This is a genomic window from Hydrogenophaga crocea (genome assembly GCF_011388215.1).
Lineage (GTDB): Bacteria > Pseudomonadota > Gammaproteobacteria > Burkholderiales > Burkholderiaceae_C > Hydrogenophaga > Hydrogenophaga crocea.
In genome coordinates this window covers 1083501-1095782 of sequence record NZ_CP049989.1, presented here as the reverse complement: position 1 = coordinate 1095782, position 12282 = coordinate 1083501, and the positions used below count along the sequence as shown (strand labels likewise).

At 63.7% G+C, this 12282-nt stretch carries 13 protein-coding genes and 4 tRNA genes; 8 read left to right on the top strand and 9 right to left on the bottom strand.

Going from position 1 to position 12282, the window contains the following annotated elements; genetic code table 11:
* Positions 1-7: 7 nt before the first annotated feature.
* The 8 genes from G9Q37_RS05265 to G9Q37_RS05230 all read left to right on the top strand — a co-directional run bounded on the left by G9Q37_RS05265 (position 8) and on the right by G9Q37_RS05230 (position 4311).
* Positions 8-331 (top strand): hypothetical protein, encoded by a 324-nt coding sequence (locus G9Q37_RS05265; RefSeq protein ID WP_166225558.1) that lies wholly within the window; start codon positions 8-10, stop codon positions 329-331.
* The gene (locus G9Q37_RS05260; protein ID WP_166225556.1) at positions 328-957 is read left to right on the top strand and encodes a hypothetical protein; all 630 of its coding nucleotides are present in this window, start codon (positions 328-330) and stop codon (positions 955-957) included. The genes G9Q37_RS05265 and G9Q37_RS05260 overlap by 4 nt, the downstream gene beginning before the upstream one ends.
* Positions 958-1168: 211 nt before the next feature.
* The gene (locus tag G9Q37_RS05255) at positions 1169-2428 is read left to right on the top strand and encodes a hypothetical protein (protein ID WP_166225553.1); all 1260 of its coding nucleotides are present in this window, start codon (positions 1169-1171) and stop codon (positions 2426-2428) included.
* Positions 2425-2637: a hypothetical protein gene (locus G9Q37_RS05250; RefSeq protein ID WP_166225550.1), complete on the top strand. Its 213-nt coding sequence runs from the start codon at positions 2425-2427 to the stop codon at positions 2635-2637. Before G9Q37_RS05255 ends, G9Q37_RS05250 begins: the two co-directional genes overlap by 4 nt.
* An 11-nt stretch (positions 2638-2648) precedes the next feature.
* The gene (locus tag G9Q37_RS05245; RefSeq protein WP_205710763.1) at positions 2649-3296 is read left to right on the top strand and encodes a hypothetical protein; all 648 of its coding nucleotides are present in this window, start codon (positions 2649-2651) and stop codon (positions 3294-3296) included.
* Positions 3293-3541: a hypothetical protein gene (locus tag G9Q37_RS05240; RefSeq protein ID WP_166225548.1), complete on the top strand. Its 249-nt coding sequence runs from the start codon at positions 3293-3295 to the stop codon at positions 3539-3541. The genes G9Q37_RS05245 and G9Q37_RS05240 overlap by 4 nt, the downstream gene beginning before the upstream one ends.
* A gap of 109 nt (positions 3542-3650) precedes the next feature.
* Entirely contained in the window at positions 3651-3995 is a 345-nt protein-coding gene (locus tag G9Q37_RS05235; protein WP_166225545.1) for a hypothetical protein, read from the top strand.
* A gap of 37 nt (positions 3996-4032) precedes the next feature.
* Complete coding sequence (locus G9Q37_RS05230; RefSeq protein ID WP_166225542.1) at positions 4033-4311, top strand: hypothetical protein; 279 nt, start codon at positions 4033-4035, stop codon at positions 4309-4311.
* Between the two features lie 209 nt (positions 4312-4520).
* On the opposite strand, the gene G9Q37_RS05225 is transcribed toward G9Q37_RS05230, so the two are convergent.
* The 9 genes from G9Q37_RS05225 to G9Q37_RS05185 form a co-directional block, all read right to left on the bottom strand.
* Entirely contained in the window at positions 4521-5501 is a 981-nt protein-coding gene (locus tag G9Q37_RS05225) for a tyrosine-type recombinase/integrase (RefSeq protein WP_166225539.1), read from the bottom strand.
* Positions 5502-5643: 142 nt separating this feature from the next.
* Positions 5644-5736 (bottom strand) — tRNA-Leu (locus tag G9Q37_RS05220).
* Positions 5737-5812: 76 nt separating this feature from the next.
* Positions 5813-5886, bottom strand: a tRNA-Cys gene (locus G9Q37_RS05215).
* Between the two features lie 51 nt (positions 5887-5937).
* A tRNA-Gly gene (locus tag G9Q37_RS05210) sits at positions 5938-6013 on the bottom strand.
* A gap of 85 nt (positions 6014-6098) precedes the next feature.
* Positions 6099-8531 (bottom strand): endopeptidase La, encoded by a 2433-nt coding sequence (lon, locus tag G9Q37_RS05205; protein WP_166225536.1) that lies wholly within the window; start codon positions 8529-8531, stop codon positions 6099-6101.
* 17 nt (positions 8532-8548) lie between these two features.
* The gene (gene clpX, locus G9Q37_RS05200; RefSeq protein ID WP_166225533.1) at positions 8549-9814 is read right to left on the bottom strand and encodes an ATP-dependent Clp protease ATP-binding subunit ClpX; all 1266 of its coding nucleotides are present in this window, start codon (positions 9812-9814) and stop codon (positions 8549-8551) included.
* Between the two features lie 107 nt (positions 9815-9921).
* On the bottom strand, positions 9922-10539 hold the full coding sequence (gene clpP, locus G9Q37_RS05195; protein ID WP_166225530.1) for an ATP-dependent Clp endopeptidase proteolytic subunit ClpP: 618 nt from the start codon (positions 10537-10539) through the stop codon (positions 9922-9924).
* A gap of 186 nt (positions 10540-10725) precedes the next feature.
* The gene (gene tig / locus G9Q37_RS05190) at positions 10726-12036 is read right to left on the bottom strand and encodes a trigger factor (RefSeq protein WP_166225527.1); all 1311 of its coding nucleotides are present in this window, start codon (positions 12034-12036) and stop codon (positions 10726-10728) included.
* A gap of 64 nt (positions 12037-12100) precedes the next feature.
* Positions 12101-12187, bottom strand: a tRNA-Leu gene (locus tag G9Q37_RS05185).
* Positions 12188-12282: the final 95 nt, after the last annotated feature.

Below are 12282 nucleotides of genomic sequence, written 5' to 3'. Positions count from 1 at the left end.
GAGAGACATGGACCCGATCAAAGAAGCGATTGAGGCGGTGGAACTGCCGGAGCCAGCATTTCGATTGAAATGGCGTGACGGCATGTACTGGGTAGACAAGCCAAACATTGGTGACACCGATGTCTACACCGCCGACCAACTGCAATCCGCAGTCCGTGCAGCACTGGCAGCACAGCAAGCAGGGGTGCAGGTGCCGCGAGACGAATTGCTCTCGCTTTTGCAACGAGCGCGCCTCTACACGAATGGGGTGTGTGTTCATGCTAAGAGGGCTCCCTTCGCTGTGTTCCGTTCCGAACTTGATGCCGCCATCGCGGCGCTGGAGAAGCAATGAACCGATGGATTGAACGCTGGCACGGCTCCTGCCCAGACCGAGGCTGGTCGATTTGGGAAATGACGACCGGCACGCACGGCGACCGCGTTGCCTACGTCGGAGAAGACGAGCACTCGGAGCGACTGACGGCCCTGATCGTTCAAAAGCACAACGATTCTCTCGCCGCCCCCGAAGCGCCAGCGCAGCCCACGCCCTGCGCGCACACCGGCAAGACCTACGAGGTCAAAACCGGCGACGGCATCCCCGTCGAGTTCTGCGGCGAGTGCCACAAGGCCGTGTCGGTCGGCGGGAGGCCCACGCAAGGCGAAGCGCCGAGCGAGTCTGAGCCATTTGAAGCGTGGTGGGAGCAGAAAGGGCAGTACCTGCGATCAGGCGGTGATGCCTACGAAAAGACCTTTGCCTATCACGCTTGGTGTGAAGCCACCAACCGCGCAGCTCTCGCCAGCCAGCCGCAGGCAGTGGATGCGGAGGACGCGGCGCGGTTGGATTGGATTCGCAACTGGCCTTCCGGGACGATCCGGCTGGATGACACCAAGGGCCTTGTGCCGACGTACATCAACTGGCGCGACAAGAGCGAATTCGACGCCGCCATCGACGCCGCACGGCGTGCTGGGGGTGCGGCATGAGCGAGCAAACGCCAGACGACGACCTCGACGCATGGGAATGCAACGACTGCGGAGGCGAAGGCAGGGTAACGGTCTATCACGCCGTTTCACACCAACTCGGCACTGACAGCCTCCCATTCTGGGAAACCTGCCCGACCTGCGACGGGCTCAAGTTCTGCGGCCCTGACGCTGAGAGGCGCGCCGCCATCGCAAAAGCAACCGGAGAGAAAGCATGAGCACGATCCTGACCGATGACGAGCGCCGCCAGGCGATCCAAAGCATCGTCCTAACGAGCCATGGGACAGCAGATCAAATTGCCCGCGCAGTCGAAGCCGCAGTGCTTGCCAAGCTGGCGCAGCAGGCGCCGGTGGCGTGGATGCGTGAGGGATGGGGTCCAGACTGTGGGCCTTACGTTGAGTTTTACAGAGACGATGAGATGGGCGTGTTGCGCGAGCGAAAAGACTTCATTGCTCTCTACACCCACCCCGCCCCGCAGCAGGCCGACCGCCAGCGAGTGCCGGATGTGCAAGACATGCTGGAGTGCTTGGCGGCTGACATTGAGGCGATCGGCGTGATGCACAGAGGCTCCCCGAGCTATGAGCACGATGCACACTGGATGCGCTCAAAAGCCGCTAAGGCAGTTCGCGACTTGGCAGCCATGCTCGCCGCCGCGCCCGAAGCGCCAGCGCAGGCAGACGAGGGTGATGTGGTGGTGTGCTGGAACCATGACCGCACCCGCATCCTGGCCGTGACTCGCCAGAACGTCGAAGGGCAGATTCTCAAGGTCATCGCGGAAGCGCCCACGCAAGCCGAAGCGCCGAGCGAGCGGGAGAAGTTTTGCGCGTGGTTCAAGCTGAAATATCTGCGCGCTCCGCACGGCGGTGATGGTCAGCCTGATCTTGGCCTTTGGCAAGTTTGGCAAGCCCGCGCAGCCCTCGCCAGCCAGCCGCAGGCAGCAATCGGGCACCCGAAGAAGCTTTGGCTGTGGCGCAATCACGTGGGCGGTCGCCCGGAATATTGGGCGTTCGACAACCCGTACCCAAAGAACTTAGAAAACGCTGATCCCCAAACAGTTGGGCAGCCTTGCGGCTACGCAATTTTCAAACCGTCGCGGGATGGCAGTAATGGTCGCACAGAAGATCAGGTTCTGAAAGAAATGACCTCTGTTCGCGCCAGCCAGCCGCAGGCAGAGGCGAAGCCGGTGGCGCCGTACTGCTACGTCTACGAATACGACGGCGTATTCGGTCTGCACCGCGAGTTCTACCCGAGCGAGTGGAATGGACGAGAGCCGGATCGAACCATTCCGCTCTACCTCCACCCACCCACCCAGGCCAGCGAGCAGGAGCGCAGGGATGCGGAGCGATGCCAACGTGCGCTGTCTATCCTTGTCGGTAGTTGGGAAGCCGGAACGCTGCGATCCGGGGATTGGCGCGAGGCTAAAGAAGCTCTCGCCGCCATCGACGCCGCACGGCGTGCTGGGGGTGCGGGATGAGCGAACGAACACCCGCGCAAGCCGAAAGCGACCGCAAGCGATACGCACGCGCGTTGCGAATTGGCGATCACTACTTGGCAGCGTCCATTGAGCGCCGTTGGGGGCTCTACGGCTACGCGCCTGAGACTGTTTCCACCGTTCTTGCTTGCGTCTCGACCGGATTGCTGTTGGACGCGGCCATTGACGAAGCCACCGGAGAGCAGCCGTGAGCACACAACAACTGATCGAGCGCCCCATCTTGTTCAGCGCGCCGATGGTGCGCGCCCTGCTGGCCGGCACGAAGACGCAGACGCGGCGAGTGTTGAAGGCTGACGTGCCGCCGGGTGCGCAGCGCGTGATTCGTCCTTTCGCTGACGAGCGGTTGCAATGGGCTGCCACCGATCCTCACGACATGGAGCAGGGCCAGTTGCTTCTGGGCGATGCGCCACGCTGCCCCTACGGCCAGCCAGGCGACCGGCTGTGGGTGCGGGAGAACCTTGCCTACGACAGCGAGCGCGGCCACTACTACGCGGCCACGGAGCTGGGCACGTTGGGCAATCCGTCCGGCCGCACCTACGTGGACTACGACAACGAGACGCCAGCGACGGGACTTCCCGCGCGCAGCATTCCCAGCATCCACATGCCCCGTTGGGCCAGCCGCATCACGCTGGAGGTCACCGGCGTGCGCGTGGAGCGGCTGCAGGACATCAGCGCAACAGACTGCTGGGCCGAGGGTATCGAAGAGATCCGAAGTGCCGGTGACGAGCACGGAGATTTGCGCGGGTCTGTCGTTGAAGACTATCAAGCGCTGTGGGAGGACATCAACGGCCCCGGGTCCTGGGACGCCAACCCCTGGGTGTGGGTCGTTGAATTTCGGAGGCTGCCATGACCGACCGCGACCAGATCATTGCGTGGTTGAGAGAGGCGGGGATCGCCGTCTACCACCACATCGACCAAGACGGGAAATACACCCAGGAGGCATGGGGTGGGCCGGGCACAACAGCGCAGCTTGAGCGCTTCGCATCCCTCGTCGCTGCCCATGAGAGGGAGCAATGCGCGCAAATCGCTGACGACATGGATTACTCACCTGACGGAGCCATCGCCTCCGCCATCCGTGGGAGGGCTGAGATGTGACCTGCTTTTTCATCAACTGGACAACTGCCGCGCTGTGTATTGCACTGGTACTGCTTGCGTTTTGGCTTGGGTACTTCCGAGGCTATTACAACTGCTGGAAAAAATGCCCATGACCGACCAGAACACCGATGCGCTGCGGTGCGCTGAAAAGCTGCAAGGAAAGCACCCTTGCAGCTCTTGGAGCGAGCATGCCGATGACCTTGATTCGGCCGCCGCCCACATCCGCCGCCTAGTGGCGGAGAACCAAGCCCTTCAAGCCGAACTCATGGAACAGACCCGCATCGTCGCCATGTCAGGAGAACGAGAGGCTCGGCACTTGGCGGTCATGCGGCAGGCGCTGGAGGCGTTGGAGGCCTGCAAAGCAAAGGGTGCACGCTGGCACCCATGCGACCCAGCGGTAACGCTCGCATCCGCCGCCATCTCCACCCTGAAAGCGAGGCTCGGGGATGAGTGAATCGCAGCATGGAAAATTGCTTGCAAAGGAGCCGCCCATGAAAACCCAAGTCCTCACCATCACTTTCAAGCTGACCCCTTGGTTTCCCGGTGAAACGAAGCCGGTGCGGATCGGGGTCTATGAGCGCCTTGGGAATGATGGGAGAACCGCTCGCAGCAAGTGGGATGGCGAGTATTGGCTAGGCGGGGCTCGTACGACAGACGAAGCAGCCTCCGTGACGTCAAGGGCTCTTTGGCAAAACTTGCCTTGGCGCGGTCTGAAGCAATACTCCAGCAACGCAGAGGTCAAAGTCTCAAGCATGTGGGAGCCGCTATGACAGACGAAGTAGCCCAAGAACTGCGGAGCCTGCGCGAGCTTGTCGTCACTCTCGTTCGCAACTCAGGCGTCAGGCTCAACCGCGAGCAGATGTGCCAACGGTACGACTGTTCTCCCAGCACCCTCGCCCGCAGGATCAAGGCAGGCACGATCCCAAAACCCGGCAGGGACGGGAAGTGGCTACTGTCCGATCTGGTGGAGTGGGAGCGGCTACAGACGGCGGGCCACGTCTGAGGCTCTCGGCTGGTAGTAGGTCATCGCCTGATCGACCCGCTTCCAGCCGAACATGCGGCATAGGTCAAGGACATGCAGCTTCTGCGCGATCCTCGTCGCTGCCGAATGGCGTGCATCGTGGAAAGTAAACCCCGACAGCCCCGCCCTTTCCCTTGCTCGGCGAAAAAGCGAATCCAAGGTCTGAGGCTGTAGGCCAAACACCGACTTGTCATCCCAGCCGCGCATTCGCTCAATAGTGCGCTTGGCGTAGCCAGACAGAGGAACATCTCGGGCAACCCCTGTCTTGCTCGTGTGCAGCCTTACGTGATCCGGCTTCACATCGGCCCACTGGATCGCGCATAGCTCCCCAGCCCGCATGCCGGTCGCCAGAGCCACCAAAAAGCACCGTGCGACGGCTTGAGAGACGGTGAGGGTCTTTCCACGTCCATGACCTAAAGAGCGCAGCACGCCACGAATTTCTCGCCCGTTGATGACCCGCTGCCGGTGGTCGGGATTTTGAGGTCGTTTGACATCCCGCATGGGGTTCGTCTTGATCCAACCCCATTCCCTTCGGGCGACCTCAATCACAGACCCCAAGAGGGTCATGTCCCGCAAGACAGAACCCCGAGCGTTCACCGCCAAGCGGGAATCCCTCCACGCGGCCAAGTCGGCTGTCGTCAGATTGTCTAGGGTCTTGGTCAGGGGGAGAGCCTGTTTCTCAAACGCCTTCAAGCGGATGATTTCCTTGGCCTCGCCTCGCTTGGTCGGGCTGACCTCCTCTGCGTAGCGCCTGAGAGCATCCCGCAAGGTCTTGACTGTGCCAGCCTTCCCCGAGGCCATGGCGCGAATCTCGGTCGCCCTCTGCTGCGCCCATGCCTCGGCGTCTCGTTTCGTCGGAAAGGTGCCCGAGTCCCTGACCCCCTGAATCTCAAGCTGAATCCGCCACGTACCTTGGGGGGTTTTCTTCGGGGTAGCCATTGGGGGATTGAGGCGGGGGAAATTCGGGGGGAAGGATGCGCTAGAACTACGTCACAGCGCGATCATACCGAGTCACCACCTGTCGTAAATCGTTGTTTTGACTGCGTTTGACGCTTGCGCACAGTCATCCCTGGTCGTATATTGGTGCCTCGAACCGGGGTCGAACCGGTACGCTCCCTTGCGGGAAAGCGGCGGAGTTTAAGTCCGCTGTGTCTACCAATTTCACCATCGAGGCCAAGTCCGCCAGGGGATTGTCGCAGGTGAAAAAAACAAACCCCGCTGCGCGAGCGAGCGGGGTCTGACAGGCAATCTGGAGGCGCGTGGCGGAGTCGAACCGCCCTAGACGGATTTGCAATCCGTTGCATAACCGCTTTGCTAACGCGCCGGTGCGGACACCCGACAAAAAAGGGAAGCAGAGCTTCCCTTTTTGCGAATCTGGAGCGGGAAACGAGGTTCGAACTCGCGACCTCAACCTTGGCAAGGTTGCGCTCTACCAACTGAGCTATTCCCGCGTTTTCTGCACAACTTGTTGTGTTCTGCAGAAGCTAGAAGTATAGCGGCAAAAAAGGGAGACTTTCAAGCCGCTCGAAAAATTTTTCAGTGTTTCACCGCATCGCCTTCGGCCGCGGCCGGGCGCACCTGTGCCGCCGCGATCTGGGCCGCCACTTCTTCGTCGGTGAGCGGCACGGGCTGGCGCTCGAGCGCGATCGCCAGCACCTTGTCGATCCACTTCACCGGGATGATCTCGAGGCCCTGCTTCACGTTGTCGGGGATCTCGGCCAGGTCCTTCACGTTCTCTTCGGGAATGACCACGGTCTTGATGCCACCGCGCAGCGCGGCCAGCAGCTTTTCCTTCAGGCCGCCGATGGCCGTGACCTCGCCGCGCAGCGTGATCTCGCCGGTCATGGCGACGTCGGCGCGCACGGGAATGCCCGTGAGCGACGACACCAGGGCCGTCGTCATCGCGATGCCCGCGCTCGGACCATCCTTGGGCGTGGCGCCATCGGGCACGTGGATGTGGATGTCGCGCTTGTCGAACATCTCGTCCTTGATGCCGAGCACGCGGGCACGGCTGCGCACCACGGTGCGCGCGGCCTCCACGGATTCCTTCATCACATCGCCCAGCGAACCGGTGCGCGTGGTTGCGCCCTTGCCGGGCATGATGGCCACCTCGATGGTGAGCAGGTCACCGCCCACCTCGGTCCAGGCCAGGCCCACGACCTGACCCACCTGGTTCTGCTGCTCGGCGCGGCCATAGGTGTACTTGCGCACACCCAGGAACTCGCTGAGGTTGTCTGCCGTGACCACCACGGTCGGCGTGAGCTTCTTGAGCAGCAGGCCCTTGACCACCTTGCGGCAGATCTTGGAGAGCTCGCGCTCGAGCGAACGCACACCGGCTTCGCGGGTGTAGTAGCGCACGATGTCGCGCACCGCGTCATCGCGCACCTCGACCTCGCCCTCTTTGATGCCGTTGTTCTTGATCTGCTTGGGCAGCAGATAGCGCATCGCGATGTTGGTCTTCTCGTCCTCGGTGTAGCCCGAGAGGCGGATCACCTCCATGCGGTCCAGCAGGGCCGGCGGAATGTTCATCGAATTCGAGGTCGCAACGAACATCACGTCGGACAGGTCGAAATCGACTTCGACGTAATGGTCGCCGAAAGTATGGTTCTGCTCGGGGTCGAGCACCTCGAGCAGCGCGCTCGACGGATCGCCGCGGAAATCGGTGCCGAGCTTGTCGATCTCGTCGAGCAGGAACAGCGGGTTGCGCGTGCCGACCTTGTTCAGGCTTTGCAGCACCTTGCCCGGCATGGCGCCGATGTAGGTGCGGCGGTGACCGCGGATCTCGGCCTCGTCGCGCATGCCGCCCAGCGCCATGCGCACGTACTTGCGGCCCGTGGCCTTGGCCACGGACTGGCCCAGCGAGGTCTTGCCCACGCCCGGCGGCCCCACGAGGCACAGGATGGGGGCCTTGACCTTGTCCACGCGCTGCTGCACCGCGAGGTATTCGAGGATGCGGTCCTTGACCTTCTCGAGCCCGTAGTGGTCGGCGTTGAGCACTTCCTCGGCATAGGCCAGGTCGTGCTTGATCTTGGTCTTCTTGCTCCAGGGCAGGCCCACGAGCACGTCGATGTAGTTGCGCACCACGGTGGCTTCGGCCGACATGGGCGACATGAGCTTGAGCTTCTTGAGCTCGCCCTCGGCCTTCTTGCGCGCGTCGGCGGGCATGCGCGCCGCCTTGATCTTCTTCTCGATCTCCTCGATGTCGGCGCCCTCTTCGCCCTCGCCGAGCTCCTTCTGGATCGCCTTGACCTGCTCGTTGAGATAGAAGTCGCGCTGGTTCTTCTCCATCTGGCGCTTCACGCGGCCACGGATCTTCTTGTCGACGTTGAGGATGTCGACCTCGCGCTCGAGCTGTTCGAACAGGTTCTCGAGCCGCTTGACCACCGGGTCGAGGTCGAGCACGACCTGCTTGCTCTCGAGCTTGAGCGGCAAGTGCGCAGCGATGGTGTCGGCCAGGCGGCCCGGGTCGTCGATGCTCGAGATCGAGGTGAGGATCTCCGACGGGATCTTCTTGTTCAGCTTGACGTACTGGTCGAACTGCTGCATCACCGCGCGGCGCAGCGCTTCGAGTTCGTTGGCCGGGGCCTCGGCGCGTTCCTGCGCCGGGTCGATCGGGTTCACGTTGGCCACGAAGTGCGAGTCATCGTCCTTGATCGACAGCACCTTGGCGCGCTGCACGCCCTCGACCAGCACCTTCACGGTGCCGTCGGGCAGCTTGAGCATCTGCAGGATGGACGCCACGCAGCCCATCTCGAACATGTCGCTCACCGAGGGCTCGTCCTTGGCCGCGGCCTTCTGGGCCACGAGCATGATGCGGCGCTCGCCCTCCATCGCGGCCTCGAGGGCCTTGATGCTCTTGGGCCGACCCACGAACAGCGGGATGACCATGTGGGGGAACACCACCACGTCGCGCAGCGGCAGCAGCGGCAGCTCGATGGGGGTACTGGGCAAGGGGGTCTGACCGGACATAGGAACCTCGATGGGTATCAGGCCTGTTTGGCTGCTTCGCGGTACACCAGCAGCGGCGGCTTGCTTTCGTCGATGGTGGACTCGTCGACCACCACTTTCTCGACGTTGTTCAGGCCAGGCAGTTCGAACATGGTGTCGATCAGCGCGTTTTCCAGGATGGAGCGCAAACCGCGCGCGCCGGTCTTGCGGGCCAGGGCCTTGCGGGCGATGGCCTTGAGCGCCGCGGGCCGCACCTCGAGCTCGGCGCCCTCCATGGCGAGCAGGCGCGCGAACTGTTTGACCACGGCGTTCTTGGGCTGGGTGAGGATGTCCACCAGCGCGTCTTCGCTGAGCTCGGCCAGCGAGGCGATCACGGGCACGCGGCCCACGAGTTCGGGGATCAGGCCGAACTTGATCAGGTCTTCGGGCTCGACTTCCTTGAACACCTCGGTGAGGCTGCGCTGCTGCTTGCTGCGCACCGCGGCCGAGAAGCCGATGCCCGAGGCCTCGGTGCGGTTCTCGATGATCTTCTCGAGGCCCGCGAAGGCGCCGCCGCAGATGAACAGGATGTTGGTCGTGTCGACCTGCAGGAAGTCCTGGTTGGGGTGCTTGCGCCCGCCCTGCGGCGGCACGCTGGCCATGGTGCCTTCGATGAGCTTGAGCAGGGCCTGCTGCACGCCCTCGCCCGACACGTCGCGCGTGATCGAGGGGTTGTCGGACTTGCGCGTGATCTTGTCGATCTCGTCGATGTAGACGATGCCCTGCTGGGCGCGCTCGATGTCGTAGTTGCAGCTCTGCAGCAGCTTGGCGACGATGTTCTCGACGTCTTCGCCCACATAGCCCGCCTCGGTCAGCGTGGTGGCGTCGGCCATCACGAAGGGCACGTTGAGCATGCGCGCCATGGTCTGCGCGAGCAGGGTCTTGCCCGAACCCGTGGGCCCGATGAGCAGGATGTTGCTCTTGGCGAGTTCGACGTCGTCCTTGCGCGCGCCCTGCTTGTGGCGCAGGCGCTTGTAGTGGTTGTAGACCGCCACGGCGAGCGCGCGCTTGGCCGCGTCCTGGCCGATCACGTAGTTGTCGAGGTTGGCCTTGAGCTGGGCCGGGGTGGGCAGGTCATCGGCCGAGGCCTTGACCGCTTCGACGCCGGGCAACTCGTCACGGATGATGTCGTTGCACAGGTCGATGCACTCGTCGCAGATGAACACCGAAGGGCCGGCGATCAGCTTTTTGACCTCGTGCTGGCTCTTGCCGCAGAAGGAGCAATACAGCGCTTTCTCGCTGGAGGCGGCTTTCTTGTCGGCCATGGTCGCTAGGGGGGAAAAACGGTATTGAATGATAGTTCAAGGGTCGACCGGGCCAAACGCGGGAAAAGGGCGGCGAATCCCGCGATCCGCCGCCCTGTTCCGCTGGATCAACCGGCCGTCGGTCGGCGCTCGATGACCTTGTCGATCAGGCCGTACTCGGCCGATTCGGCCGCGCTCAGGTAGTAGTCGCGCTCGGTGTCGCGCTCGATCTTCTCGAGCGGCTGGCCCGTGCGTTCGGCCAGGATCTTGTTGAGCTGCTCGCGGGTCTTGAGGATCTCGCGCGCGTGGATCTCGATCTCGGTGGCCTGGCCCTGCGTGCCGCCCAGGGGCTGGTGGATCATGACCTTGGAGTTCGGCAGCGCGAAGCGCTTGCCCTTGGCGCCCGCAGCCAGCAGGAACGCGCCCATGCTCGCGGCCATGCCCACGCACAGCGTGGAAACGTCGGGCTTGATGAAGTTCATGGTGTCGAAGATCGCCATGCCCGCGCTCACCGAGCCGCCCGGCGAGTTGATGTAGAAGGAAATGTCCTTGTCGGGGTTCTCGCTCTCGAGGAACAGCAGCTGCGCCACCACGAGGTTGGCCGACTGGTCGTTCACCGGCCCCACGAGAAAGACCACGCGCTCTTTGAGCAGGCGCGAATAGATGTCGTAGGCGCGCTCGCCGCGGCCCGATTGTTCGATGACCATGGGGACCATGCCCAGGCCCTGGATGTCCATTGCGCTCATGCGTTTCTCCGGATGCGCCGTTTCGTCGGCGGGTGAGGTGGCTCTACTGTAACCAACCGCCACACAGACCCATGGCGCGTGGGGCCATGGCGCGGGCGGTGCGGTCCGCAGGGGAAATTGGGGGCGGTGCGGGCGAAAAAAAGGGCGGATCGCTCCGCCCTCTTCGACCGGGTTGAGGCAGACCGATCAGGCCTGGGCCATGAGCTCGTCGAAGCCGACGGTCTTGGGCGTGACCTGGGCCTTGGACAGCACGAACTCGGTGACGTTGTTCTCGATCACGATGGCCTCGACCTCGGCCATGCGGCGGTTGTCGCTCTGGTACCAGCGCACCACGTCGGCGGGCTTCTCGTAGGAAGCGGCGAGTTCGTCGATGTGGGCCTTGATCTGCTCGGGCTTGGCGTGCAGTTCGTTGGCCTTCACGAGCTCGGCCACCACCAGGCCCAGGCGCACGCGGCGCTCGGCCTGCGGGCGGAACAGCTCCTCGGGGATCGGGGCCTTGTCGGCGTCCTTGATGCCGCGCTGCTTGAGGTCGGCGCGCGCGCCTTCGACCAGGCGGTCGAGCTCGGACTGCACCACGGACTTGGGCAGGTCGAGTTCGGCCACGGCCACCAGGGCGTCCATCACGGCGGCCTTGTTGCGGGCCTGCAGGCGGAACTTCACTTCGCGCTCGAGGTTCTTGCGGATGTCGGCGCGCAGGCCTTCCACGCTGCCGTCGGCAATGCCCAGCGACTTGGCCAGGGCGTCGTCGACCGCAGGCAGGTTGGCGGCTTCGATCTTGTTCACGGTGACCAGGAAGTCGGCCGTCTTGCCGGCCACGTCCTTGCCGTGGTAGTCGGCCGGGAAGGCCAGCGGGAAGGTCTTGCTCTCGCCCGACTTCATGCCGCGCACGGCGTCTTCGAACTCCTTGAGCATCTGGCCGTCGCCGACGATGAACTGGAAGCCTTCGGCCTTGCCGCCCTCGAAGGGCTCGCCGTCGATCTTGCCTTCGAAGTCGATGGTGACGCGGTCGCCGTCCTGGGCGGCCTGGTCCTGGGCGCGCTGCGCGAAGGTGCGGCGCTGCTTGCGCAGGATGTCCACGGTGCGGTCGATGGCGGCGTCGTCCACGGCGGCGTCGAGCTTTTCGACGGTGGCGCTGGCCAGGTCACCGATCTTCACTTCGGGGTAGACCTCGAACACGGCGTCGAAGGTCAGCTGGCCTTCGGGCGCGCCTTCCTTCTCGGTGATGCGCGGCTGGCCGGCCACGCGCAGCTGCGCTTCGTTGGCGGCGGTGGCGAAGGCCTCGCCCACCTTGTCGTTCATGACCTCGTAGTGCACCGAGTAGCCGTAGCGCTGGGCCACGACGTTCATCGGCACCTTGCCGGGGCGGAAGCCGTCCATCTTGACGTCGCGCGCGATGCGCTTGAGGCGCGCGGCGACTTCGTTCTGGATCACGTCGGCGGGCAACGTGAGCGTGATCTTGCGCTCGAGCTTCTCCAGGGTTTCAACGGTCACGGTCATGGTGTTCTCCAAGGGAAGGGCCGGCCGGTCGGGCCGGCGCCGGGTATCGGTGGTTCCGTGGGGGTGGTGCGCGGGGGGGGACTCGAACCCCCACACCATTGCTGGCGTCAGGACCTAAACCTGGTGCGTCTACCAATTTCGCCACCCGCGCGCCGCGGAGTGTCTGGCGCCGACAAGCCGGCGAGACGCCGGCCCGGCGGGGCGGGCAGCCCACTCACGGAAACCCGGCATTGTAGCCGTTGGCCG

Bases quoted from the DNA above. Each gene is read 5' to 3' on its own strand.
- G9Q37_RS05265 (WP_166225558.1), top strand. From the start codon at position 8: ATGGACCCGATCAAAGAAGCGATTGAGGCGGTGGAACTGCCGGAGCCA.
- G9Q37_RS05260 (WP_166225556.1), top strand. From the start codon at position 328: ATGAACCGATGGATTGAACGCTGGCACGGCTCCTGCCCAGACCGAGGC.
- G9Q37_RS05255 (WP_166225553.1), top strand. From the start codon at position 1,169: ATGAGCACGATCCTGACCGATGACGAGCGCCGCCAGGCGATCCAAAGC.
- G9Q37_RS05250 (WP_166225550.1), top strand. From the start codon at position 2,425: ATGAGCGAACGAACACCCGCGCAAGCCGAAAGCGACCGCAAGCGATAC.
- G9Q37_RS05240 (WP_166225548.1), top strand. From the start codon at position 3,293: ATGACCGACCGCGACCAGATCATTGCGTGGTTGAGAGAGGCGGGGATC.
- G9Q37_RS05235 (WP_166225545.1), top strand. From the start codon at position 3,651: ATGACCGACCAGAACACCGATGCGCTGCGGTGCGCTGAAAAGCTGCAA.
- G9Q37_RS05230 (WP_166225542.1), top strand. From the start codon at position 4,033: ATGAAAACCCAAGTCCTCACCATCACTTTCAAGCTGACCCCTTGGTTT.
- G9Q37_RS05225 (WP_166225539.1), bottom strand. From the start codon at position 5,501: ATGGCTACCCCGAAGAAAACCCCCCAAGGTACGTGGCGGATTCAGCTT.
- lon (WP_166225536.1), bottom strand. From the start codon at position 8,531: ATGTCCGGTCAGACCCCCTTGCCCAGTACCCCCATCGAGCTGCCGCTG.
- clpX (WP_166225533.1), bottom strand. From the start codon at position 9,814: ATGGCCGACAAGAAAGCCGCCTCCAGCGAGAAAGCGCTGTATTGCTCC.
- clpP (WP_166225530.1), bottom strand. From the start codon at position 10,539: ATGAGCGCAATGGACATCCAGGGCCTGGGCATGGTCCCCATGGTCATC.
- tig (WP_166225527.1), bottom strand. From the start codon at position 12,036: ATGACCGTGACCGTTGAAACCCTGGAGAAGCTCGAGCGCAAGATCACG.